The organism is Periweissella ghanensis, from assembly GCF_918814755.1.
In the GTDB taxonomy this organism is placed as follows: Bacteria; Bacillota; Bacilli; order Lactobacillales; family Lactobacillaceae; genus Periweissella; species Periweissella ghanensis.
In genome coordinates, this window is sequence record NZ_CAKKNT010000004.1 from 75,254 (window position 1) to 100,966 (window position 25,713).

Genomic DNA, 25,713 nt, shown 5'->3' on the forward strand with positions numbered 1-25,713 from the left:
TTAAAATAATGAAAAATGTTATTGATGTCAAAAATTTAAATTTGACTTACAACGCAAATAGTCAAAAACCATTCTACGCATTAAAGGATGTTAACTTACAAGTTACCGATGGTGATTTTGTTGCCATCATGGGGCCATCTGGTTCGGGTAAGTCATCATTATTAAATGTCTTGGCCAGTCTGCAAGCACCGACAAATGGTGAGGTCTTAATCGATGATCAAAACATCTGGCAACTAAATGCTAATCAATTAGCCAAATTCCGCGGACAAAAGCTAGGCTTTATCTTTCAAGAATACAATTTAATTGAAAGCTTGAGTGTCTTTGATAATATCGCCTTACCGTTAAGCTTAGCTAAAGCACCAACAGCGACTATTAAAGCTGCCGTCAACCATGTCGCAACACTCTTACACCTAACCGAACAACTCAACAAGTTTCCAAGTGAATTATCAGGAGGGCAAAAGCAACGGGTGGCGGCTGCCCGGGCCTTAGTTCACCAACCAAAACTGATTTTTGGTGATGAACCAACCGGGGCACTTGATTCAGCCAATGCCCGCGAAATGATGAACTATTTAAGTAAAATTAATGCTGAACAACACATCTCAATTTTAATGGTGACTCACGATGGTTTCTCAGCTAGTTTCGCCAATAAAATTCATTTCTTAAGTGATGGCCAAATTGTGCAAACGTTAGAGCGGGGTAATCAAAGTCGGGAAACGTTTTACCGAGCCGTCCTTGATTTCCTTGGCACCTTTGAAGAATAGGGGGTGCGTGTATGTTAACTAAAATTGCCATCCAAACGATTAAAACAAAATGGAAAGATTTATTAATTCTCTTTGCTGGTTTAGTAATTTCAACCGCTATCTTCTACATGTTTAGTACAGTGGCAAATAATAAAGCTTTCCTAACTGCCAACACTTCAATTAAATCAATCGTTGTGGTTTTTATCATTGGTGAAGTCTTGTTAGGCTTAATTACCTTTGTTTATCTAAATTTTGCTAATCGCTTTTTAGTCCAATTACGCCAACGCGAATACGGCCTCTTAATGATGTTTGGTGCTAACAAACTAAGTATCAGTCGTTTACTATTTATGGAAACGTTCCTACTTGGTTTAATTTCACTAGTCTTAGGTAGTTTTTTAGGCGCTGGGTTAACGGCGGTCGCTGGGAGCGTCTTACAAAAACAACTAGATTTAACATTACCACATTGGCAAATCTTTAATAGCACTGGTTTTATCGTAACCATCTGTTATTTTATTATCGTCTTTAGTTTAAACGGCTTTTTTAACCAACTATATATCAATCGAACTGATATTAATAAACTACTACAAGCAAATCAAGCAGCTGAAAAAACACCTAAAACGGGAGCTGCGAACTTCATTACCGGAATTATTGGGATTGCCTTACTGATCTTAAGTTTTGTTGTAATGACTCAATTAGTTGCTAAAGGGACTATGATCTTCATGTCCTTGATATTAGCGATTGGGTTGAATATTAGTGGAACTTACTTGTTTATTCGCAGTAGTTTAACACTGGTTTTAAACTTGTTACAAAGTAGTTCATTTGCAAACATGGGCTTGCGTAAATTCACCTTGGGTCAACTTAGTTTCCGTCTACGGGCTTTTGAACGAATTTTAACGATTGTTACGTTACTCTTTGCCTTAGCATTAGGGGCTTTAACGGTTGGCCGTGGCTATGAACTTAGTACCCCAACGCTCGCTGAACAATCATCACCATTTACCATTAATATTAATCAACCTTCAAAGCAAGATAAGCAGTTAATTAGTCAATTACAAGGTGTGACCTACACCAAAACCTATCAATATAAGCAACTTACGCATGAGATTGTCTGGGATGCCGCTCAATTTAATCGGGATCCATTGCCTTATTATAAAGCCGAAAATAGTACGCTGACCGCGGGTGTTCCTAAAATTCAATTTGGTACTGCCCAACAAATTAATAAGCCGAATTCATCGGAATTTTTAATTCGCCAGACATTACAGAATTTAGCCACAGCTACTAATCCTAATCATCTAAGTGTTGGTAATACAGTCGATGCGCGGAAGTTTGCTATTAGTACGGCACCCATCAAACGGGTTACAATTGTGCATGTTAAAAATATGACGGCACAACCAAATGCGCAAATTCTTAAAAAACTTACCGCAGCGCAAACTAAGCGCTTCCCAACGTTAGCAACACTTGGTGTTAGTGGGGCATATGGATTCTTAGTAATATCTAAAGGGGTCTTTGGCGGTCTTGAATTTATGGGCTTTTTCTTAGCCATTGCCTTCTTAGTTATGTTGGCAAGTACCTTAATGTTTAAAGTATTAAGCAATGTTGAAACTGATCGCCGCCGTTATCAAATTCTTGCTATGATTGGGGCGACACCAGGCCAACGGATGTTAGCCAATGCGGTTGAAATTGCGATTATCTTCATCGTCCCATTAACGATTGGGATTATTGATGTCGTTTATGGCTTACCGATGTTTAAAGCGGTAATGGTTAATCCATATATCGGGCTAACGTCTTCATTACTCATTATCGTTAGTTTTTACGTGTTGTATTATATTTTAACGGTTGTGGTCTACCAACGAATGTTAAAAAAGGGTGATAAGTAATTCATTTGAATAAAATTAAAACCAACTAAGTTAATAGTTGGTTTTTTTAATATTACATTATTAAAAAGATAATACTTATTAGTAATTCAATATCTTTACGATTAATGAAAAATTAATAATTTATAGATAATGTTTGTATAAATTAAAAAAATACCAAGTTTACTCATAGAAATCCCACTTTTAACACTATTTTAATGGTATATTATTTGTATGAATTATTAGTAGCAGTTACTAATAGTTTACTCAAACAACATACGCATAGCGCATAGTATCGGGGGATTTTTATGTTAGCAGACGCATTAGTAGTGATGGCCATGTAAAATGGAATTTGTCGCGGGGACAAGCCATTAGCAAATTTGGACCAATTAATTACGGGGATTAATGACCGCATTCGCGAATATTGGTCACATGACAAACCAATCATTTTTGTTCAAAATAATGATAGTAACTTAGTTCGTGAGACTGATCCATGGAATATTCTCAATGAGGTTCATCATTCAGACGAAGATTACTATCTTCAAAAAGCACATTGTAACGCTTTTTATGGCACTAAACTTCAAGCAATTTTACAAGAGCACCAAGTTGAAGCAATTGAGTTTTGTGGCACCCAAACAGAAGGTTGCCTTGATGTTACCATGACGATGGCACACGGGCTAGGGTATGAAGTGCAATTACACAAAGGTTTAACAAGTACCCATGATAACCAATACATGAGTGCGGAGCAAACCGTTGCTTATTTTGAACGCTTATGGCAAGAACGGTTAGTCGCAGCAGTTGTTTAATATCAATGATATTTTTGACCACTAGTGCATGCTAGTGGTTTTTTATTTAGCTAGCAATTGCGTGCGCGTTGTTAGATCCATCGGTGTCGCTACAACTCGTTTTACTTGTGAAAAATTCACAAGTAAGTAGGGATTTTTACTAACGGTCAGCTGAATAATAGCCAGCGTACCGCAGCAACTAAATCGATAACGTCCTGAAAGTACCAATAAGTAGCCATATTAGTTGCTAACAAACCGCTATAGATCAGTTAACCGTAGCTAGTGAGTTAGCAAGCTTGGTAAGCGTAGTTTAACGGTATTTTAGGCGTAAAAGACACTAAAGTCAGTAAATAAGTCATAAAAGTACAGATTTTTTGAAAAATTAACACGCTGGTATGATCATGTTTAGCTGGCATTTAAAAGATAAAATCAGCTATAAACGTTGATATAACAGCATTTATAGCTGATTAAGCACCTAAAAAACCACCAGTTTCCGTTATCAAGACTGACCAGCAACCAACAGATTGATTTTTCAAAAAATCAAATGGCAATAAATCGGGGGAGTTTTTAGCTAAATAAGGCGGATTTTAGCGATAAAAAGCAATAATTTATAGCCATGATTTCGTTAGTTATAACTTAGGATAATATATATTATGTAAACTAGAAAGTAGATAAAATAGTTATGTTTAAACCCACAATCCCCCGTTTACTTTTTTCGTTCGCCAGTTTTGTAATCACCAGCAGCTGATCAATTCATTGGCGTTGTTGTCACGCGCTTCGTTGTGTGACTGCATGCATCAATTATTTAGGAATTGCATTTGAAATTTTGCGTTTTAAAATCACCAAATTTTCAGCAATTTTAAATTGAATTTTGAACTTGTTGAATTTAACGTTTGCTAAAATCGGTGCGTTAAATTGATTGCTGATTGATTAATTAGCCAAGTCAGCAAACCAGCAATCAGATATTGATTTGAGTAAATTTGGCATATTTGACGGGTGAATTCCGATCAAATATCCATAATAACCGGTAAAATAATGCTAATCAAGCGACAAACAGCTAATAAACGCGGTTTAAAGGTCTAAAAAGCTTGCTAAATCAACAATTTGCCGTAAGATTTAAAGTAGAATTGCATATTTAACAATTTTTCATTAAAATGAAAACGTTTACAAAAGAGTTATTAAAAATTTTGATCTATGTAAGGGAGTCTAACATGCATTATTGGTTAACAAACGTTCATATTGAAACTGGTTACACGCAACAAAATGATTGGGTTAATGGTACGACAACGCAATGTGTTGCACTTGAAGTTACTGATGGTCAGTTTACCCAAATTGTTGCGCAGCAAGCGTGGCAACTTGATGGTACCACTACTGTAATTGATGGTCAAAATCAATTATTATTACCGGGATTAGTTGAAAAACATTGTCACCTTGATAAGAGTAAATTAGGTACGCCATGGCAACCCGTAACACCAGCCGCGACCTTGGTTGAGCGCTTTGAAACCGAAATTCCGCAACTCGATGCACTAAAACTTTCCATTACCGAACGCGCCACAAATTTAATTAAGCGCGAGTTAGCAGCTGGTGCTACCCAATTTCGGTCGCATATCGATATTGAACCGATGACTGAATTACGGTATTTTGATGCAATTCAAGCGCTGGCCCAACGTGAAGATCTCGCCGTCGAGCTAGTCGCCTTTCCACAGCACGGTTTGTTGCGTTCACATGCGAGCGCATTAGTCGAAGCCGCCCTCCAACGCGGTGCTAAATTCATCGGAGGTGTTGATCCATACTCACTTGATGGTGATTATCAAGCGTCCCTAGCTGAAACATTCCGCTTAGCAACTAAGTATCATGTTGGGATTGATATCCATGTCCATGATCGCGGTGTCGCCGGTACGCAAACCATTCGTGAAATTATCCGCTTAACTGCCAAACACCACCTCCAAGATCAAGTCTTTATTAGTCATGCCTTTGGGCTCAATGACTTTACCCCAACGGAACGCGCGGAAGTCTTTCCTGCCCTGGCGGCCCTTAAAATTCATATTGTCTCAAGTGTGCCATTATCAAGTAACACCCTGCCACCGATTCAAGAATTACGTCAAGCGGGAGTGCCAGTACACTTAGGCTGTGACAACGTCTATGATAGTTGGTCACCATATGGCGATGGTTCCTTGCAACAAAAGCTCGCCCGCTTAGGTGAAATTCTCGGCATTAAAGATCAAATCGAACTTACACAATTACTGGGCTTAGTTACTGACGGGATTGTGCCGCTTGATTCAAATGGTCACCAACAATGGCCGCAAATCGGCAATCAAGCAACCTTCTTATTAACGCCCGCCACTTGTACGCCTGAATTTGTAACGCGCCAAACACCGGTGACCTACTCGGCCTTTGCTGGTAACCAATTACATTAAACCGAGTGCGGTGTGGGTAATTGCTAACTATCGTTGGTGTATAAGTTTTACTTAAGCCTAGCTTGTGCGTTGTTTTACAAAATTTGGGCGTGTATACTTAACTTTTGGTCGTTTATGACTTTTTATTATATTTTAAGCTAAATTGAGGAGTTTTTTAGTTATGCTAAACCAAAATTCAGCAACACGCCGTATGCCTGAGTCACTTGTCTTAGCCATTTCTACCATTGTCTTAGGGGTCTTGGTTGGATGTAGCTCAGTTGTACTAAGTTTATTGCTATCATTAGTTGAGCACGTTTTTCTTAATTTCAAAGAAACTATGCTTAACCCCGCCCCAGTAGCAACGTTACCTTGGCATCGCTTTGGTTCCGTTGTTATCGGTGGTATTATCGCTGCGATTGTGTGGTACCTTCTTCGCAGTAAAACACAAGGTCCCGTTAGTATCAATGCCGCCCTCAAAGGTAAAAACATGCCGGTTTTACCAATGGTCATTCACGTAATTACGCAAATTTTTTACGTTGGGGTTGGTGGCTCAGTTGGTCGTGAACTTGCCCCCCGTGAAGCCGGGGCATTAATCGCTAACAAGTGGAACCAAATCTTGGCCAAAACCGGTTTAGATACCCTTTCAACTGAAAGTCAACAATTGTTAATTGCCAGTGCGGCCGGGGCTGGTTTTGCCGGGGTATATATTGCGCCCATCACTGGGATGTTGTTCGCTGTTGAAATCCTACTTAAGAAAGTATCAATGCGCACGGTGATCGTTAGTTTATCAATGTCAACGATTGCGATGTTAATTGGTTCGCTTGAAAAAGGGTTCCAACCATACTACTTCATCACTGATACTAAATTTTCCGTGGCGTTGCTGCCCTTTGTCTTGATTGTTGGCACCCTTGCTGGGATTCTTGGAGCCTTATTCCGCCAAGCTTGCCAATGGGCGGAAAAAAATCAAACGCACACTAAGCACGTTCTTTGGCAATTACCAGTTGTCAGTGTGGTTACCGGTTTAATTGCCGCCTTCATCTTACCGCAAATCATGGGTAATGGTCGGGCCCTTGCGCAATTATCAATTAGTAATACTGGGACTAAATTATTGTACTTACTAGCCATTGGCGCAATTTTAAAAGCCGTTGTAACGGTCTTTACCATCCGGGCTGGCGCTGCTGGTGGTACCTTGACGCCGTCAATTGCGATTGGAGCTGCCTTTGGTGCCTTAGCGAGTCCCCTCTTTGGAATTGAACCACAACAAGGGGCCCTCTTAGGTGCTGTTTCATTATTGGCCGCTTCACAACAAGCACCATTAATGGCTTTGTTTATGATTATTGAAGTTACTCACTTAGGCTCAGATGCCTACTTACCAATGGGACTTGGGGTTTGCTTAGCTGCCGCTTTCTCACGGTTAATCATCAAACCTAAATAATAAGAGCGTGACAGCAGTCGGGCGATATCGAGAAATACACTAAATAACCACCTTGAAGAAATACTCTTCAAGGTGGTTATTTTCGTATTACGAATATATCGGACTGCTGGAACGTGTTTTGACCGCAGTTGCCGATTAACACTTATCAAACACACATGCTTATTTAAACTTGTAAGAACATATTATTACGCAGATACAAATCATGGGCGGCTTGTGGAATTACTTGCCCTTCACGTTTAAAAATTAACTCAATCATCGGCGCAAAGCGTTGTCGAAATTTGTAAATAAAGCATAGAATGGTATCTTTAAAATGTACTGCAGGTCCAATCATAAATATATTTGGCGCTAATGTTGAACCATCATTTTCATCTAATATTACGTGTTGCTTGGAACTCGCAAACCATTGGTGGACTAATGGATTATGATTAATATTAAATCCCGTGGCCAAAATTGGGCGCTGTGTACTCGAATGTGTTAACCCATTTTTAAATTGTAATAGATACTCGCCATTGGCTGCCTGAATTTCGGTTAACCAATAGCCAGTTTTAATGGTAATCAACGCTTCGTACTGCTTAAAACGTTCATAAGTGTAAGTGGCTAAGCGTTTACTTGGATCGATTTCCGCTAATTTAAAATTATTTTGCGTGGTATAGATGGTTGTTTTAATCCCACGTTGCGCTAATTGAATCGCCGTATCAAAGGCCGCTTCATTACCACCAATAATTACGTGGTCAACTTGATTATCCGCTTGCACAATATCAAAGTCGCAGTAATGAATCCCATGTTCGTGTCCCTTAATGTCTCCAGTGGTTGGATTGTGAAAGTCACCAAGGGCAAAAATTACATACTTTGTAACCACCGTTTCACCGGTACTTAATTGTAACTGATACCACCCATCAGATAGCTTCGTTATGCCAACAACCGTAGTGTGTTCTTGGATCTTTAATTGGGCATCATGTGCTAACATTTGTAAATATTGGCAGTAGTCATGTCCATGCGGATGTTCACAATGGGTACATATGGCCGGCGAACTATCCGGACTGACTGCGTTTAAATCAATCATTTCAAACTGATTACTTGTAAATGACGGGGAAATGAACTGGGTGTGCGGATGCCATCGCGTAAAACTGCTTCCAATCGTCGCTTGCTCAATGACTAAGTAGTCCGTTTCACCATATTGTTGGAGGGCTTTAGCAAATCCAATCCCTGCTGCCCCACCGCCAATCACAACAATTTTAATTTTTCTTTCCATTATATACTGTCTTTCTCCAATATAACTTGTTGCCACCAAATACTGATGCCAATCGCAATTTCAGTACCCAACCACGTTATCAGACTAACTACGCCGACAGCTCCTATTTCAATCCACGCCCAGCCTGATGGATGCTGCCACCATGCCACGAGCATAAAAATTAATGTTGCCAATATTGCCCCACCGGCATTCATCGCAAATGAGTCAACCGCATCAAAAAACACCTGCTGTTGATGACTCCATTGCATAAGATAAACCATGCCAATACTACTACCCAAAGCAATCAGTAGACTAATCAATGGAGTTACGTAACCAACTGAAATCGTGCTAATTACTAAACCACCTAACATTCCGGTAGTGATATCAGTTAACTGTAACTTACGCGTTTGCCACCACATAACCCAACTAACCCCTAAAACACTCCCACCAATCGCCATTAACGTATTTAAAATCGTCTGCTTAATTAGTTCAACATTATCATTAGCTGGGGCAGCGTTAAAGCCAAACCAACCTAATGTAATTAACCCAATGGCAATGATATGCCGGCCTTGATTAGTTGGTGGTAACTGTTGAAACCTCCTTTGTTGGTTTAGTAACCGGCGACCTAATACTAGACTAGTGATACCGGCCGTCACATGGACAACTAGCCCACCGGAAAAATCCAGCGCACCTAATTTTAATAACCAACCATCATTGGCCCATAGTAACCAAGCAATCGGACAGTATACTAATCCCGTCCAAAGCGGCACAAAAATTAACGCGTGCTTACTAGTATAGTGACTAAAAAATGTGCCACTAAACATGGCTAAGGCATACGCATAAAATTCAAATTGTATTAAGACGGTTAGCGTCGTACCACTCCTAACTGAATTACCAGTCGCTAACGGGTATCCGCATAACCACCAAATTACAAACCCCATGCTTAGTAACCCCATAAATTGTTTCCCTAACTGTTGGCGTTGGTGCACAGGAAAATAGTCTAAGTATAGCACCCCAACACTAATAATCATTGGGATCATTACTAAAAATTCACTCAACTGGAGCATGTTTTGACCTACGATTAATTTAATTATTTGGCTGTGACTTGGCGTTTGGCAGCGCGAATGATTTGTAAGGCCCGTTCCCGCGTTTTGATATTAGGGCTCTTTAATTGACGATAGGCCGTTGCTAATGATATTTTTTGATTCATGATATTTCTCCAATCAACATTTTTAATTAATAAGTTAACTAACTGTAAAAACATCATAGCGGAAACAAATCTTAATGTCAACTAAATAGTAATTATTACTTTTTAGACGGAAGGTAATAAAAAAGCGATTGCCGGAGCAATCGCTTTTTCGATAAGATATATAAGATTGATATGAAGTATTATGCTTCAGGTGTAATGCCTTCAGCAGCTGCGTTATCAAGTTCTTGTTGGTATAAGATACGGTCGTATTTACGAGCAAATGGCCAGTAGATAACAACTGTCATTGCCAACATAAGAAGTTGCCATAAAGCAGTTTTCCAACCACCAACGATAAGACCTGAAATAACGGCTGGTGTTGTCCAAGGAACAAAACTACCATTCATTGGTGGAATAATTCCAAATAAGATTGCTAAGTAACTTAAGATACCAATAGCAACTGGTGTAAGGATAAATGGTACAGCAAGAAGTGGGTTCAATACAATTGGCACACCGAACAAGGCAGGTTCATTGATGTTAAACAAAGCAGGTCCGATTTCCAATTTACCAAGCGTCTTCATTTGGGCTGATTTAGCACCAAGTAACATGAAGACGACAATCCCGATGGTCACCCCGGCACCAGTAACGGTAATAAATTGGTCCATAAATGATTGAGTGATAATGTGTGCACCATTAGCAAGGCTTAACTTACCAGCCTTGTAAAGGACTAAGTTATCGGCGTTGTTAGCAAGAAGAAGAGGTCCCATAACCCCACCGATGATTGATGATCCGTGAACCCCAAAGAACCAAAGGAACACTGGTAAGAATGTAATTACAAACAAACCAACCGGACCATCTGTAACTTTTTGAAGTGGTGTTTGAATAACGGCGTAAATCCATTCCACGATGGTTGTGTTAAGACCAAGGCTAAAGATACCGTAGATAACCGTAGCGGCCACAATAATTGCAGCGGCAGGAATCAACGCTGTAAATGATGCTGCCACGTTAGCTGGTACTTGTTCAGGTAACTTAATTGTGATTCCCTTTTTAAGGAACCAGCTGTAACCCCATCCAACAAGTAATCCAACGATGATGGCCATCAACATACCTTTACCACCAAGCCATGTCTTGTCAATAACGTTTGAAACCATGAACTTAGTTGATGTCTTAGTTGGGTCAGCAACATTAGTAACGGTTGTAATAACGTTTGGTTGAAGAATGAAGTCAACGATCACAGCTAGTAAACCAGCTGATACGGCTTCAAAACCTTCATTGTGCACCCAACTGTAAGCGATCCCGAACACGGCAAGTAATGCCATGACCGCAAATGAACCGTTATACGCTTGGGCAAAGATTGGACTTAAACCAATCTTAGTTAAGTAATCGGCAATTGGTTGATATGGGAAGTTTCCCAAAATCAAGAAGATCGCCCCAATAATGATAAATGGAATTGGGTAAAGCATCCCATTTTTAATCGCAGTCATCGGCCGCGTGTTAACAAACTTCATTACCGGTGGTAAGAGTTTTTCATTAATAAATGTGTTCATAAGTCCGTACACCCGTTTCTTTAAAATAAAATTATCTATAGCTGTTAGTAATAATATTTGTTTATACGAGTTCTACGCCTTCTCTAGGCAAGTCCTTATTTTTCATCGAGACGACGCAATAACTCAATGATTTCAACTGCTAAATCTTTGAATGTGATTGCATTCATCAAGTGATCTTGGCCATGAACCATGTACAAGTCAACTTCCACGTGATTACCTTGGGCTTCCTGGGTAAGCATGCCTGTTTGGGTATCATGTGCTGCTTTCAATTCTTGATTAGCAAGTTCAATCTTTTGGTCTGCTTCATCAAAGTTGCCGGCTTTAGCATCTTGAATTGCTTGGTAGGCATAGCCTTTAGCATTGCCACCATGCATAATCAAACCCATTACAACTTCCATGTGTTCTTCGTTCATTCTAATTCTCCCCTTGTTTAACTAGTAAACGTATATCTTATTTCAATAATGCTTCTGCAGCGTCAAGGACTTTGTCACCGCGCATCATACCGTAGTCGGTCATGTTAATTACGTCCATTGGAATACCAGCAGCATCAGTCTTTGACTTAACTTCCGCCTTCATGTAACCCACTTGTGGTCCAAGTAACAATACGTCTGGTTTAGCATCAGTGCTACTCAATTGCGCATCGATGTCTGCGGTTGACTTAGCAAAGATTTCGTAATCCTTACCCTTTGTAATTGCGGCTTGCTTCATCCGTTCAACCAACAATGAAGTTGACATTCCAGCTGCACATGCAAGCATAATAGTTTTTTCTGCCATGATAAATCCCTCACTTAAATAATTTTTGTATTATAAGTCACTGCCCTTTGAGGCAATCACTTGTTGATACCACTTAAAAGAATCCTTCTTGAAACGCCGGCCAGTACCTTCACCGAAGTCGTCCAAGTCAACATAGATGTATCCGTATCGTTTCTTCATTTCACCAGTTCCGGCGGAAACGATATCAATTGGGCCCCATGAAAGGTAGCCAATTACTTGCACGCCATCTTCAACAATTGCTTCTTCCATTGCTTGAATATGGTGTTTTAAGTAATCAATCCGGTATGGATCATGAATTGATTGGTCATCTTCGAGCTTGTCATAAGCTCCTAATCCATTTTCAACAATCATAATTGGAGTGTGTGGATACATTTCACTCAATTCATTTAATGAGTAACGTAACCCATCAGCATCAAGGCCCCAACCCCAATCATTGGTTTCAATATATGGATTGCTAGTAACTTCATAACTTGCATACGCATTTTTGAAGTTATCTGGATTGTCGACTGCTTTAACGGTTGTTGAACTGTAGTATGAAACCGCTAAGTAATCGATTGTCCCAGCTTTTAAATCGGCCCGATCTTGTTCGGTAATATCTGGTCGGAAACCAAATTTCTCATACAAGCGTTCGATTTCAACTGGGTATTCACCATTAATATGAACATCGCTAAACCAGTCACGTGATTGGCGTGCTTTTTGGAACGCGAGCATATCTTTTGGTGATGGTGACGCTGGATAGAATGGTGCTACATTGACCATACCTCCGATTTTGAAGTTAGGATTAATCTTGTGACCTAATGCCACCACTTTAGCTGAAGCTACCAATTCATAGTGTGCGGCTTGAACCATCTTAGCGATTTTTTCATTCAAGGTTTCATCACCATTGAAAACAAAACCGGAGTTCGTCCAAACAAAGAATTGTGCATGTGCACCCAGATTAATGCCGGCTTGATTTGAGATTTCATTATGCGTCATCCAGTAAGTTACCTTATCGCGGTAACGATTGAAAACAACTTCAGCATAGTGCACAAACAAGTCAATGAGCTTGCGATTAGTCCAACCACCATATTCCTTAACTAAGTGATATGGCATTTCAAAGTGGTTTAATGTAATGACTGGTTCGATACCTAATTCGTGCATTTTATCGAACATTTTGTCATAATATTCTAGACCCGCTTCATTTGGTTGCTCATCATCGCCATTAGGGAAAATACGTGTCCAGGCAATCGATGTCCGGAAAGCATTCGACCCTAATTCAGCCATTAATTCAAGATCCTCAGCGTAAGTGTGATAAAAATCAATCCCGTGGTGATTAGGATAATTATTACCTTCTTGGACACCATCTGTTACGCGGCGTTGGGTCTTAGCATCACCTGCTGTTAAAATATCAGCAATGGAGACCCCTTTTCCGTCAACATTCCAGGCACCTTCTGCTTGGTGGGCTGCAATCGCGCCACCCCATAAAAATTCATCGGCTAATCTATAAGTCATGTATCTTATCTACCCTTCAAGTTTTTGTAAAATGTAACCGCTCTCTGTAAACGCTTTCATTTACAAGTTAGATAATAGCACTGTTATTAGTTGCTGTCTATCTTTTTCAATGTATTTTATTTAAATAAGCTGCTAATTTTTTGCGAAAATCCAAAAAAATGCCTTTAAATCGGCATTTATCCAATGATTTTTTTAATTTATAAATAAATAAAAAATTATTGTATTTTCTTACATATCTCGTGTTACATGCCATAAATCAGTATACGCAATATGGCAGTTATCAACAAAAAAACCTTCATCATCATAACCTTGCACATACCCCTTAATACTTGGTAACGTGATTTGATCTGAATTTACCATGGCCCGTTGTATCGAGACTTGTTGATGTCGATGCATCGCTTCCCCCATAATGGCACTCATTTCACTTAATGATTGGCGAGGGACTAATTGCTCTTGCCGTTGCTCACTCATTGCTAGTTGTTCAATCACTTTAGTATGATCAGCTAAGTAAAAACCTTGCCACTTAACCATACCCCGATCGTGGGCCGCTAAAATAAACCGTGCTGTGCGATCAGCATCATACATATCTTCATTCAAAAATTCATCGTTCATCTGGTTTCCTCCCACCATCGTGACCGCCAACTAAATTTGCCCGGCTAATGGCTGTCCCCCCATTAAGTAAGCTGCTAGCTTTAACAATTGCCGTAAAGCCAAAGCGTTGCCGAATTGCATCAATCGTTTGATCAACCTGGTGTGGTTTAAGTTGTTCGGTCACGGGCGTAAATAAATCTAATTGCTGACTTGTATCCGCCGATAACTGTCCATAGCTAATACTAATGTTACGGACAGGTTCCCCCGCCCAATGCGTATCAAAGATTTGCCACAACTGCTGCGTTAAAGATTTACTACTATTAGTTGCGGGAAGGCGGCATTGTTGCGTAAAACCATGCCCCGTCACTGTTGCTCGGGAAAAACCAATACTTAAGCTAATTTGACTGGTTTGAACATGGTGTGCACGTAGACGAGCAGCCACTTGTTCCGCGATTTCACGAATCACAATATGTAACTCGAAACGTTGGGTATAATCACGTGGTAGCACTTGCGAATTACCGTAGGATTTTTCTTTGGGATGGCTTGCTTCACTAATCACCGCCCGATCAATACCCCAACTTAACAAAAACCACTGGACCCCAAGCACGCCAAATTTACTTTTAAATTTGTACGGATTGTAATGGGCCAAATCATATAATGATTTAATATTTAATGCTTGAAGTTTTAACGCAGTCTTTTTACCAATTGACCAAACATTCGCCAAATCTGTCACGGGCCATAAAACATCCGGGACATCTTCATAATGAATCTCACCAATCATTGAAACGTGGTGCTTGGCTAGTAAGTCTAACGCTAGCTTAGCTAAAGTGGGATTATCCCCAATCCCAATCGTTACATATAAACCAAGGCGCTCTTTAACCAATAATTGAATTTTACGGGCCACTTCACGCGGACTTTGACCAAATAAATGCCACGATTTGGTTAAATCAAGTAACGTCTCATCAATTGAATACGGATGCATATCTTCGGTTGCCACAAATTTTTTAAAGATGGCATTTACTTCGATATTTTTTTGGATATAGAAATTCATGCGCGGTGGGACAACCACTAAATCATCATGTTTCGGTAAATCGCGAACCCGCGAAACATTACTAATATGATACTTTTGTTTAGCCATCGGACTAGCTGCTAAAATTAACCCACTCCCAGTATTGGCAGCTTGGGAAGCGACAACTAAAGGGACTTGTAATGGATTATATCCGCGGGCTACCGCCTCGACGCTGGCATAAAATGACTTCATGTCAATCACGAATACGACCGCGCGTTGCTCATGCGCATAGTTATACATAATTCTACCTCGCGAACATTTGTTCTTGTTTAAGTAACATTATAACTCATACGAACATTTGTTTGCAATTAATCAAAATAAAAATCACCTGAATTTTATCATTCAAGTGATTTTCTAACGATTTAACTATCCTTTTTCATCAACCTTATTATCCACCAACTTATCCGCTGGGACCGTATTTTTAATATAGTCTTTGTGTAAGTTTCGTGATAATTTACGATTAATAAAGAGTGGTTCTGGTTCTTCAAGTACTTCACTAAATTCCAAACCATACCAAATGGCAGGCGCCGTCATTTTTTCTTGTAAGAATAATCGGCCGGCAATCAAGGTCCGATCAATAAATGATGAACTTTGTAATGATTGTAAATCAGCTAATTTTTGCTTCATCACAACATAACTAAAGTTCCCGATTTTACGGCCTTTCCAAGTACCGTATTTTTGAATTTGTAAATCAATTGCTTCTTCGGCAATTAATTGGTTAACAATTTCACGTAAGTACAAGCTCACCGTTTGGCTAACTTTAAATCCAAGGTAAAGGTGGACACAGACAATATTGCGGGTACCCATCATATCAACCGTGTAGCGGCGTTCAAATGGCTCATTCGTTTCATGAATTGAAACAAACCAATATACTTTGGCCCGCTTAGGTTGTTTATCTAAAATCGAGTACAATACTGATCGTTTGATAGTGTAATTTTGCTTAACATTGACAATGTAAACTAAATTCGTTGCATATTCTGGAATCGTCGTATCGTTACTTAATTTCACTAATTGCTTACGGAAATCACGTAATGAGACATATTCACTTTCATCAACGTACTTATCCCGTGCTTTGTTACCAAAGTACCAAAGCACCATTACTAACATAATGGCTAATGTAATCAATACAGTTACATACCCACCATCGATAAACTTAATTAAACTAGCGACTAAGAAGAGTGTTTCTAAAGCACCGAAGAAAATTGCGACCATCAACGCAATCGTCCGACCACGTTTCATCGTAATAAATTCGAATAGAAGCAAAGTGGTCATCAACATCGTCACTGTAATCGCCAAACCATACGCGGCTTCCATATGTGCGGAGGTGCGGAATAGTACGACAATGCCTAAACTTGCAGCACACATTAACCAGTTAACCACCCGTAAGTAGACTTGGCTTTTAAGGAAGTTAGGATAACGCATCCGAATACGGGGTAAAATCTTTAGCCCGATTGCTTCTGTTACCAGAGTAAATGAACCGGTAATTAATGCTTGTGACGCAATAATCGCTGCCAAAGTCGCAATGATTATTCCAAAAATACGCCAAGCATCAGGCATCATCGCAAAGAATGGATTAACAACATTTAAATTTTGGAATTCATCAGCTTTCATATGCGCTAAGGTCCACGCACCTTGACCCATGTAATTCAAAATCAAAGTTACAAAAACAAATGGCCAAGTAAAGTAGATATTCCGTTTACCAACGTGACCCATATCAGAATACAAGGCTTCTGATCCTGTAGTGGCCAAGAAGACACTTCCTAAGATGAAAATACCAACTTTATTTTCGGGACTAAATAATAATTTAACCCCGTACTGTGGTAACAAAGCTTGCCAAATGTCAGGATAATGAACCATATTCATAATACCCATTAGGCCTAAAAACGCAAACCAGATAAACATAACAGGACCAAACAACTTCCCAATGGCATTGGTACCGTAACGTTGCAACATGAATAACGCTAATAAAATTACCGCAACGACTGCAACCACCACATTTTGATTGTTACTAAATACTAAACTACCAATTTTTTGACCTTTCAGGCCTTCAATCGCACTAGTTACCGTCATGGCAGGCGTTAACGTTCCATCAGCCAATAAGGCTGCCCCCCCAATCACCGCTGGCACAATCAACCACTTGGCCCGATTACGAACAATCGCATACAGTGCAAAAATCCCACCTTCACCACGGTTATCGGCTTGCAAGGCAATCAAGACGTACTTAATTGTCGTAACAAGGGTAATTGTCCAAAATACTAATGAGATTGCCCCAAAGATATAGTCTTTAGTTAAATTACCAAAAACGCCTTGGTGCCCTAAAATAGCATTCATTGTATAGAGTGGTGATGTTCCAATATCTCCATACACAATTCCAATCGCAACTAACGCTGTTCCCAACGATACTAATTCTTTTTTTCTTTCCATGACCCTCTCTCGAACCATTTCTGTATTTGCACTTAACTAATCTAAAAAAGTAAGCTAGCTATCATTCTACGTTATGGACGTTTAATCGACAAGCTTATAAAAATATTTTACATTAGAAAATAAGCATAATAATTCATCTATATACTTCGAGTTTACCGATTGTTACTCTAAAGCGCAATTAAGTTGTTTTTAACTTTATTAAGAAAATTTATACATACCAACTAAATTTAAAATCCGCAATTTAAACCTTACTAAGTCCCCTAAGATATGGCTTTATCTCAAGATATTGTAGTTACCAATATTAGTAAAATACAAAAGAGCCCAGTGCAATCAGCAATTTCACTTGGCTCTTTATAGTTAGTAATTATTAAGTTAATTAGTGTTCGTGCTTCTTAGTTTTCTTTTCAATCGTCAAAACTTCACCTTCTGGACGGTACGTAATTTTAACGTACGCTGATACTTCCGGTGCGCCTGCTTTGATGGCAATCAATTGACAGTTCTTAACAACTTCCATCAATCCTTCATAATCACCTTCAATACTAGTTTCAAACGCCCCAACTTGATAGTTATAACCCGTACTTTGGATGTAATCAATTACTTGATCAACAACTTCAATTAATCGTTCGTCCGTTTCAGCTTTTGGTAATACTTGAATGGCAATACTTGCTTCCATAATTTCACTCCTAAATTTCGTTTATTTACTAAATGCTTGGTTAATTTTGGGTACCCAAGTGTTTAATTCGCTATCTTTAGCATGAGTAAAAGCGGAAATCATCGCTAACCCATGCGCACCAGTAGCCGCAATCACCGTATCATCGGTGAAAGAAACCCCGCCGATGGCCACGATTGGTAATTCAGTTGCTTGCACTAAGGCCGTTAAGCCTGCTAACCCAATAACAGGATCAGCATCAGCTTTAGAACTAGTCGCTTTAATCGGACCACTACCTAGATAGCTTACCCCTGTTAGGTCACTATTTGCAAGTTGGGTTAAATTACTAACTGATAAGCCCACAAAAGTTTCAGGGTGCGCACTAGCCTTGATTTTAGCCACAACTTGTTGCATCTTTTGATCACTTTGACCAACATGAATGCCATCAGCTCCCACCGCTAAAGCTAAGTCGACATCATCATCAATCACTAATGGCACCTGATATTTGGTCGTTAAGTCTTTTAATTTTTGTGCTAACGCAAGTTTATCGGCAGCATTTTGAATTGCAGCTGACCCTTTTTCACGGTATTGAACAATTGTCACACCAGCTTTTAAAGTAGCTTCAACTAATGCTAATAAATCTTGCCCAGCTAATAAATCCTGGGTCCCAATCACTAAATATGAACGTAACATTTTCGCTTCAAATTGCATTGCTTATTCTCCTTTAGCCCAATGATTTAATGGTCCATGACCGTGACCGACAATAATTTCATTGGCAACGGTTGCATATAAATAATCTTTGGCCAAGGTGATGGCCGTCTTTAAATCATGCCCTAAGGCTAAGTTACTAGCGATTGCAGCGGCATAGGTATCCCCCGTGCCATGCGTCCGGGTAGTATCTAAACGCGGATTAACTAACGTAAATGCACTTTGATCAGCTAATAAGACGTAATCCGTTAATTCATCACCCGCCCCATGGCCACCTTTAACTAAAACATTTTGTGCCCCTAACGCTTGTAATGCTCGGGCAGCGGCGGCTAAATCGGCGGGCGTATTAATCGTAATACCCGTTAATTGTTGGGCTTCTAATAAATTCGGCGTTACTAAAGTGGCCAATGGTAGTAACTTTTCTTTAACCGCAGTAATCGCATCATCGGTTAATAATTTGGCACCCCCTTTAGCAACCATCACTGGATCAATAATAATTGGTCCTAAATCATATTTGGCTAACGCTGCTGCAACAATTTCAACATGTTCGCGATCACCAAGCATCCCGGTTTTAACCGCTTTAATGGCTAAATCATCGGCAATACTGGCAAATTGTTGTTCAATAATATTAGTATCAAGTAGCGTCGCTCCTTGAACCCCATACGTATTTTGTGCTGTAACAGCAACAACCACCGTGGCTGGGTAGACATGGTGTGCAAAAGCGGTCGCCACATCAGCATTAATCCCGGCACCACCACTTGAATCAATCCCAGCTACGGTTAACATTTGCGGAAATTGTTGTAAATCACTAGACATCTAATTCCTCCCAATCACCAAATTCTTCAAGTTTAGCTGGTGTTAATTGGTAAAGTTCATCCAATAAAGCGGCACTAAACGTACCTGGTTTACCTTCGTTTTGCTGACCGGCTAATTGACCAGCCACCCCCATAGCAAGCGTGGCTAAGGCTAAACCTTCTAAACGGTCTTGCCCCTTAAGTAAAAAGGTTCCTAACACTGATGAAAGCATATCACCTGAACCAACATTAGCGGCTAGCAATTCATGACCATTTTTGATTTTAAAGACTTTATGCCCATCCGTCACAATATCGGTTGGTCCCGTCAATACAATTAACATACCGGTTTTGCGCGCAGCTGCCACAGCCACGGCTTCAATATCAACTTCCCCAACGGCATCAATCCCCCGTGATTCAGCGGCCACGCCAGCAAAGTGCGCAATTTCACTAGCATTGCCACGGATTACATCGACTTGAATTTCTTTAAGTAACCGAGCAACATATTGGCTCCGGAATGGTACGCTAACCGCAACGGGATCAATAATTACGGGCAAGCCTAACTCATTAGCGGCTTTACCTAAAGCAACTAATTCAACGAAATCAAGTTCTGCACTTTGCGCCGTACCTAAATTTAATGTAACGGCGGTGGCCATACTTACTAAGGCCGGTGCTTCAGCTGGTTCAAGACTCATAATTGGTGAGCCCCCAATAACATTAACCGCATTAGCAACGATTTGCGGCGTTACGTAATTCGCAAACGTAACAATCACTGGCGTTGTGGCACGAACTTGATCTAATAATTGATAATTTAACATGGTAGAACTCCTTTTAGGATTAAATTTTATTTTTTAGCACCTGACATAAATTAGGCTTCATACAGCCATTTTTGTTGCCGATAAGCAGCATCAAAGAAATGGTATTCATATTCACAACCACGTAAAAAAATCTCAATTAAGTTAGCTTGATCGTGAGCTGATAATTCGTCGATATGCTTATCAAGCATGGCAAACACATCATCAACAATTGACATTTCAAAGTACTCCGGCATATCGTTGGCATATAAGTGCAACCACTTACCAAGTAACGTATCAATACCAACTTCAGGCCCTAAGATACGGCCAAATTCACGGTAAATCCACATACATGGTAGCACAGCCGTAATTTGATAAAAGTAATTATGCGCGCCACTAGCTTTAATATGATTTAAATACGCTACGGTATTTGGATTGGGCTTAGCTAATCCAACTTCTGCTAACGTGGTCCCAGCATGTTCAAGTAACCATTCATGCGCAATCATTTCTGCTTCGGTGGTAATGCTTGGGGCAACTAAAGCCCGTTGTGCGTCATCATTAGCCAATAAATAGGCATTCGCAAACGCTTTTGCATATTCACCTAGGTAATATTCATCTTGTTGGACATACGTAATTAACGCATCGTTACTAATCTCACCCGTGATGATTTCTTGTAAAAATGGATGTGAAATCACGGCTTGTAAGATTGGTTGGGCTTGTTCAACCAAGGTTTCAGAAAATTTAGACATAAGAATCTCCAGCAAATTTATTATCATAAGCAACAATTAAGGGCTAGGTTGCACATGACGTAGGTGCCAAATAAAAAAGGTGCCAATCCACGCATGGACTGACACCTACTAAAAAGGTCTGCATTCAGTACTTCCCTACGCGAGTTTCAACTCAACAGGTTCAAGGGTCCCAGTCTGACTGATCTCAGTGACGTACATCACACCCCTAGTAACACATTTATATAATTGTTATAACACTTACGAGTTTAAGATTAGCATTTTACTTCAATTTTTACAAGTATCATTCCAGAATTCATTGGTTATCTAACTGTAACGTCGTAGTTGTGTATGCTTGAATTTCGGCAAATAATGCAGGGTTATCATTCAATTTTTGGCCATACGAGGGAATCATCGCTAAAATTTTAGGAGCCCATTCAGCCATACGATCTGCAAAACAAGTCTCAATGACATTTAACATCACTGAAACAGCAGTTGAAGCACCTGGTGAAGCTCCTAGTAAAGCCGCCACTGAACCACTCCCACCAGTAACAACTTCGGTTCCAAATTGTAAGATACCTTTGCCGGCAGCAGTATCCTTGATAACTTGGACACGTTGACCAGCAACAATTAGTTCCCAGTCATCATTTTTGGCTGTAGGAATAAACTCACGAAGTTCGGCAATGCGTTGTGCTTTCGTCAAAGTTAGTTCCTTTAATAAGTACTGCACCAAGCTTACATTTTTAGTGCCGGATGCCAACATTGTTAATAAGTTATCCGGTTTAACCGAATTAATTAAGTCCCACGGTGAGCCAGTTTTTAAAAATTTAGGTGAAAAACCAGCAAACGGACCAAATAACAACGTTTTCTGTCCATCAATAAAGCGCGTATCTAAATGGGGAACTGACATTGGTGGAGCTCCCACAGCCGCTTTTCCATAAACTTTTCCATGGTGTTGCTTAGCAATTACTGGATTTTTACATACTAAGAATAATCCACTAATTGGAAAGCCACCAATGTGCTTTGCTTCCGGGATGCCAGTTTTTTGTAGTAACGGTAAGGCCCCACCACCAGCCCCAATAAATAGGAATTTAGTCGTTAAATACTCAACTTGTCCGGCTTCATTAATTACTTTAACTTTCCACAATTGATTAGCCGATCGTTGAATATCTTTAACAGTGTGACCGTAATCAATTTCAACCCCTTGTTGTTGTAATTGAGCGAATAGCAAGCGTGTGAGAGCCCCAAAGTTAACATCGGTCCCGGAGTCGATTTTAGTTGCCGCAATTTTAGCGTCGGCATTACGGCCATGCATGATTAACGGCATCCATTCAGTTAAAGTCGCCCGATCATCAGTATACTTCATCCCGTCAAATAAATGGCTTTTAGTTAAGGCCGCGACTCGTTTTTGTAAAAAATCAGCATTATCAACACCTTGAACCATACTCATATGGGGGATAGCCCGAATAAAATCAGTCGGATTTTTAATATCCCCTCGCTCAACTAAATATGACCAAAATTGCCGTGAAAGTTGAAACTTTTCATTAATGTTCAAAGCTTTATCAATGTTGATTGAGCCATCTTTATTGAGCGACGTATAATTCAATTCACAAAGAGCAGAATGACCAGTCCCCGCGTTATTCCATTCGTTAGAACTTTCTTGGGCTGGTTCAGTCATTTTTTCTAATATCCGAACATTCAAAGTTGGATCTAATTCCTTCAATAACGTTCCGAGGGTTGCACTCATAATGCCTGCACCAATTAACAAGACATCAATCACTTGCTTATCGTTACTCATAATTACCATCCTTAATCGCATTTTTGTATAGCTAATCAGTAATAAAATTAACCTAAACACCACTTAAATTAAGTTAATTCTAGCATAAATGATAAAACGATTAAATAACAATGATAAAATTTTATGATTTTACCATAAATTTAAATTTATCAACAATCCCATTTATTTGGTTAGTTTTTAGCATATACAGCCGTCCTAACACGTTAATATCTCAAATGCCAAACACGAAAAAAGCGAATGAAATATTAAATTTCATTCGCTTTCAATTTTAAGCTATACACGTTAATTAACGTTTAAATGAATAATGACGCGACTAGAATCGATACCAAGCCAGATAGCGAAATCACACACGTCAACGTTGTCCATGAAAGGAATGTTTCTTTCAATGTCAAACCAAAGTATTCTTTAATCATCCAGAACCCCGCATCATTAACGTGATCGGCGAAGATACTACCGGCCCCAATTGCTAAGACAATCAACACGGGGTTAACGCTTGAATTAGTAACAATATTCGTCACTAAGCTTGCCCCAGTGATTGAAGCCACCGTTGATGAACCTAGACTAATCCGCAATAAGGCGGTGATTAACCAGGCCACGATAATTGGTGACATGTTTGATTGACCAAATAAATCACCGATAAATTTGGCAACCCCACCATCAACAAGGACTTGTTTGAAGGCGCCACCACCACCAATGATTAATAACATCATGGCAATTTGTTTAACGGACCCCGCCATTTTATCGCCAATTTCTTGCATTGATAAGCCCCGGTTAAGGCCCATCGTAAAGACCGCAAAGATTAATGAAATTAACATCGCAACGTCTGGTGAACTAATAAAGGCAACCGTATTACCAATCAATGTCCCTTTAGGTAAGATGAAATCTAAGATGGTCCCAATCCCAATTAAAATAACGGGTAATAAAGCAGTTAAGACACTAATCCCAAATTTAGGCGTTTCATCAATGTTAAATTCTTTGTAGTCACCAAGGACCGAAATATTGATGTCCCGCTTATATACCTTGGGATATACTTTTTGTAAAAAATAGTTAAAAATTGGTCCCGAAATAATAATTGTTGGAATCGCAACCAAGATACCGATTACTAAAACGTGGCCCAATGGTACTTTTAAGACATCCGACACAGCAGTTGGTGCTGGGTGCGGTGGTAAAAAACCATGTGCGACATTCAAAGTGGCGGCCATTGGAATTCCAAGATATAGTAATGGCATGTCAACTTCACGGGCAATCACAAAGATAATTGGTAATAGCACAACTAACCCAACTTCAAAGAATAACGCTAAACCGATAATAAATGATGCAATAATCACGGCAATTTGAATCCGTTTACGGCCAAAAATTTCAATTAATTTGTGGGCGATGCGAAAACCACCCCCCGTATCAGAAAGGAGCTTCCCAAGCATTGATCCAAAACCAAAGATAATGGCTAAGTGACCTAACTGGCCCCCAATCCCAGTTTCAATACTGGTTGGTAATTTACTAACTGGAATCCCTAAAATCAAACCAACAACAAATGCGGTAATAACCAATGAAACAAACGTATTTAACTTAAATTTGGTAATTAAAATAACTAATAAAATGACCCCAATCAAAACTGCAATAAGTGGCATAAGTTTTCTCCTTTAAAGTCGTTTAGCGTAACAAGTATCCACCATCAACCGGTATCGTCGCCCCTGTAACATAATTAGAAGCAGCACTCGCCAAAAATACAATCGCCCCTTTAAGTTCGGTTGGATCAGCCCAATGAGCAGCTGGAATATGAGCTAAAATTTCTTGGTTCCGGATTGGATCCTTTTGTAAAGGTTGCGTCATTTCGGTATTAATATACCCCGGCGCCAAGACGTTAACTTGAATCCCTTCGGGGGCTAATGCATCGGCATAGGCTTTCGTTAAACCAATTACCCCATGCTTACTAGCAGCATATGGATAAATATACTTTCCGGCTCGAAAAGATTGCATTGAACCAATATTGATAATTTTACCTGCATGCCGTGGTACCATCACCCGGGCAGCTTCATGGGCTAAAAAGTATAACGCATTTAAATTGGTATCGATGACTTTTAACCAATCGGCATCTTCAAAATCTAACAAGTTATTGCGAATTTGAATCCCAGCATTATTCACTAAAATATCTAACTTCCCATATACTTTGACACATTGATCAACTATTTTGTCCGCAGTCCCCGCGGCGGTAATATCTTGTTGGATGAATTCAACCCGGCGGCCATGGGCAGATACATAATCGCGTGTTGTAGCCCATCCTTTGGTACTGCGACTTACAATACATACATCTGCACCTGCTTCCACTAACGCTTGTGTATAATAATAACCTAGTCCTGATGCCCCACCGGTAATCAGAGCTACTTGATTAGTTAAATCAAATAGCTTTTTTACATCTACCATTAATTTCCCCCCTTGTATTTTCAATATTGTAATCGCTTACAATATTAAGCTAAAGTTAAGAAAAAGTCAATTCTATATAGTATATTTTCATATTTAAATAAAATATAACTTATGAAAAATAATTTAAACCGTTTATCAAAGTTACTCGCACACTATTAAGTGATAAATAAAAAAGCTAAGAAAACGATGTATTTTCTGGTTCTATACTTTTTGGTACTGATGGCCATGACTTAAGTCATGGGTGTCAGTACCATTTTTTATTCTAATTGTATTGTTTCGTAAAAAAGAGTACAAAAATAGAGATAGCT

23 protein-coding genes and 1 riboswitch are annotated in these 25,713 nt (G+C 39.6%); of the genes, 5 read left to right on the plus strand and 18 right to left on the minus strand.

The genetic code is table 11. The features are described from left to right. Nucleotides 1-8 precede the first annotated feature (8 nt). The 5 genes from LQZ76_RS02715 to LQZ76_RS02735 all read left to right on the plus strand — a co-directional run bounded on the left by LQZ76_RS02715 (nt 9) and on the right by LQZ76_RS02735 (nt 7,206). Nucleotides 9-761 (plus strand): ABC transporter ATP-binding protein, encoded by a 753-nt coding sequence (locus tag LQZ76_RS02715; protein WP_230098233.1) that lies wholly within the window; start codon nt 9-11, stop codon nt 759-761. A gap of 11 nt (nt 762-772) precedes the next feature. Next, on the plus strand, nt 773-2,614 hold the full coding sequence (locus LQZ76_RS02720) for an FtsX-like permease family protein (RefSeq protein ID WP_230098234.1): 1,842 nt from the start codon (nt 773-775) through the stop codon (nt 2,612-2,614). A 326-nt stretch (nt 2,615-2,940) separates the two neighbouring features. Further along, the gene (locus LQZ76_RS02725; protein ID WP_290368164.1) at nt 2,941-3,396 is read left to right on the plus strand and encodes an isochorismatase family protein; all 456 of its coding nucleotides are present in this window, start codon (nt 2,941-2,943) and stop codon (nt 3,394-3,396) included. 1,190 nt (nt 3,397-4,586) lie between these two features. Then, complete coding sequence (locus LQZ76_RS02730; RefSeq protein ID WP_230098236.1) at nt 4,587-5,792, plus strand: amidohydrolase family protein; 1,206 nt, start codon at nt 4,587-4,589, stop codon at nt 5,790-5,792. Nucleotides 5,793-5,952: 160 nt separating this feature from the next. Next, complete coding sequence (locus LQZ76_RS02735; RefSeq protein ID WP_230098237.1) at nt 5,953-7,206, plus strand: chloride channel protein; 1,254 nt, start codon at nt 5,953-5,955, stop codon at nt 7,204-7,206. Nucleotides 7,207-7,369: 163 nt separating this feature from the next. On the opposite strand, the gene LQZ76_RS02740 is transcribed toward LQZ76_RS02735, so the two are convergent. From LQZ76_RS02740 to LQZ76_RS02825, 18 genes are all read right to left on the minus strand, one after another. Further along, nucleotides 7,370-8,458 (minus strand): NAD(P)-binding domain-containing protein, encoded by a 1,089-nt coding sequence (locus LQZ76_RS02740; protein WP_230098238.1) that lies wholly within the window; start codon nt 8,456-8,458, stop codon nt 7,370-7,372. Beyond that, nucleotides 8,458-9,504, minus strand: a complete 1,047-nt coding sequence (locus LQZ76_RS02745; RefSeq protein WP_230098239.1) for a hypothetical protein — start codon at nt 9,502-9,504, stop codon at nt 8,458-8,460. The genes LQZ76_RS02740 and LQZ76_RS02745 overlap by 1 nt, the downstream gene beginning before the upstream one ends. A gap of 23 nt (nt 9,505-9,527) precedes the next feature. Further along, a complete protein-coding gene (locus tag LQZ76_RS02750) occupies nt 9,528-9,647 on the minus strand; it encodes a putative metal homeostasis protein (protein WP_230098240.1) in 120 nt (39 codons plus the stop codon). 179 nt (nt 9,648-9,826) lie between these two features. Next, nucleotides 9,827-11,170 (minus strand): PTS sugar transporter subunit IIC, encoded by a 1,344-nt coding sequence (locus LQZ76_RS02755; protein WP_230098241.1) that lies wholly within the window; start codon nt 11,168-11,170, stop codon nt 9,827-9,829. 95 nt (nt 11,171-11,265) lie between these two features. Continuing rightward, entirely contained in the window at nt 11,266-11,583 is a 318-nt protein-coding gene (locus LQZ76_RS02760) for a PTS lactose/cellobiose transporter subunit IIA (RefSeq protein ID WP_168721414.1), read from the minus strand. Between the two features lie 37 nt (nt 11,584-11,620). Next, nucleotides 11,621-11,944 carry a PTS sugar transporter subunit IIB gene (locus LQZ76_RS02765; protein ID WP_230098242.1) on the minus strand — a complete coding sequence of 108 codons (324 nt, stop codon included), beginning with the start codon at nt 11,942-11,944 and terminating at the stop codon, nt 11,621-11,623. Nucleotides 11,945-11,974: 30 nt separating this feature from the next. Then, nucleotides 11,975-13,435 (minus strand): 6-phospho-beta-glucosidase, encoded by a 1,461-nt coding sequence (locus tag LQZ76_RS02770; protein ID WP_230098243.1) that lies wholly within the window; start codon nt 13,433-13,435, stop codon nt 11,975-11,977. 228 nt (nt 13,436-13,663) lie between these two features. Continuing rightward, nucleotides 13,664-14,047, minus strand: coding sequence for a hypothetical protein (locus LQZ76_RS02775; RefSeq protein WP_230098244.1), 384 nt, complete (start codon nt 14,045-14,047; stop codon nt 13,664-13,666). Beyond that, entirely contained in the window at nt 14,037-15,338 is a 1,302-nt protein-coding gene (locus LQZ76_RS02780; RefSeq protein WP_230098256.1) for a Y-family DNA polymerase, read from the minus strand. The genes LQZ76_RS02775 and LQZ76_RS02780 overlap by 11 nt, the downstream gene beginning before the upstream one ends. Nucleotides 15,339-15,461: 123 nt before the next feature. Continuing rightward, nucleotides 15,462-17,519, minus strand: a complete 2,058-nt coding sequence (locus LQZ76_RS02785; RefSeq protein ID WP_230098245.1) for a KUP/HAK/KT family potassium transporter — start codon at nt 17,517-17,519, stop codon at nt 15,462-15,464. A 376-nt stretch (nt 17,520-17,895) separates the two neighbouring features. Beyond that, nucleotides 17,896-18,192, minus strand: a complete 297-nt coding sequence (locus LQZ76_RS02790; protein ID WP_230098246.1) for a thiamine-binding protein — start codon at nt 18,190-18,192, stop codon at nt 17,896-17,898. A gap of 21 nt (nt 18,193-18,213) precedes the next feature. Next, nucleotides 18,214-18,879 (minus strand): thiamine phosphate synthase, encoded by a 666-nt coding sequence (thiE, locus tag LQZ76_RS02795; RefSeq protein ID WP_230098247.1) that lies wholly within the window; start codon nt 18,877-18,879, stop codon nt 18,214-18,216. 3 nt (nt 18,880-18,882) lie between these two features. Then, a complete protein-coding gene (thiD, locus tag LQZ76_RS02800; protein WP_230098248.1) occupies nt 18,883-19,692 on the minus strand; it encodes a bifunctional hydroxymethylpyrimidine kinase/phosphomethylpyrimidine kinase in 810 nt (269 codons plus the stop codon). After that, nucleotides 19,685-20,485, minus strand: coding sequence for a hydroxyethylthiazole kinase (thiM, locus tag LQZ76_RS02805; protein WP_230098249.1), 801 nt, complete (start codon nt 20,483-20,485; stop codon nt 19,685-19,687). The genes thiD and thiM overlap by 8 nt, the downstream gene beginning before the upstream one ends. Nucleotides 20,486-20,535: 50 nt before the next feature. After that, the gene (locus LQZ76_RS02810) at nt 20,536-21,210 is read right to left on the minus strand and encodes a TenA family protein (RefSeq protein WP_230098250.1); all 675 of its coding nucleotides are present in this window, start codon (nt 21,208-21,210) and stop codon (nt 20,536-20,538) included. A 115-nt stretch (nt 21,211-21,325) separates the two neighbouring features. Further along, a riboswitch (TPP riboswitch) is annotated at nt 21,326-21,427 on the minus strand. Nucleotides 21,428-21,502: 75 nt separating this feature from the next. After that, nucleotides 21,503-23,047 carry a malate dehydrogenase (quinone) gene (gene mqo, locus LQZ76_RS02815; protein WP_354002057.1) on the minus strand — a complete coding sequence of 515 codons (1,545 nt, stop codon included), beginning with the start codon at nt 23,045-23,047 and terminating at the stop codon, nt 21,503-21,505. A 230-nt stretch (nt 23,048-23,277) separates the two neighbouring features. Continuing rightward, a complete protein-coding gene (locus LQZ76_RS02820; RefSeq protein ID WP_230098252.1) occupies nt 23,278-24,612 on the minus strand; it encodes a gluconate:H+ symporter in 1,335 nt (444 codons plus the stop codon). Between the two features lie 22 nt (nt 24,613-24,634). Further along, on the minus strand, nt 24,635-25,405 hold the full coding sequence (locus tag LQZ76_RS02825; RefSeq protein WP_230098253.1) for an SDR family oxidoreductase: 771 nt from the start codon (nt 25,403-25,405) through the stop codon (nt 24,635-24,637). Nucleotides 25,406-25,713: the final 308 nt, after the last annotated feature.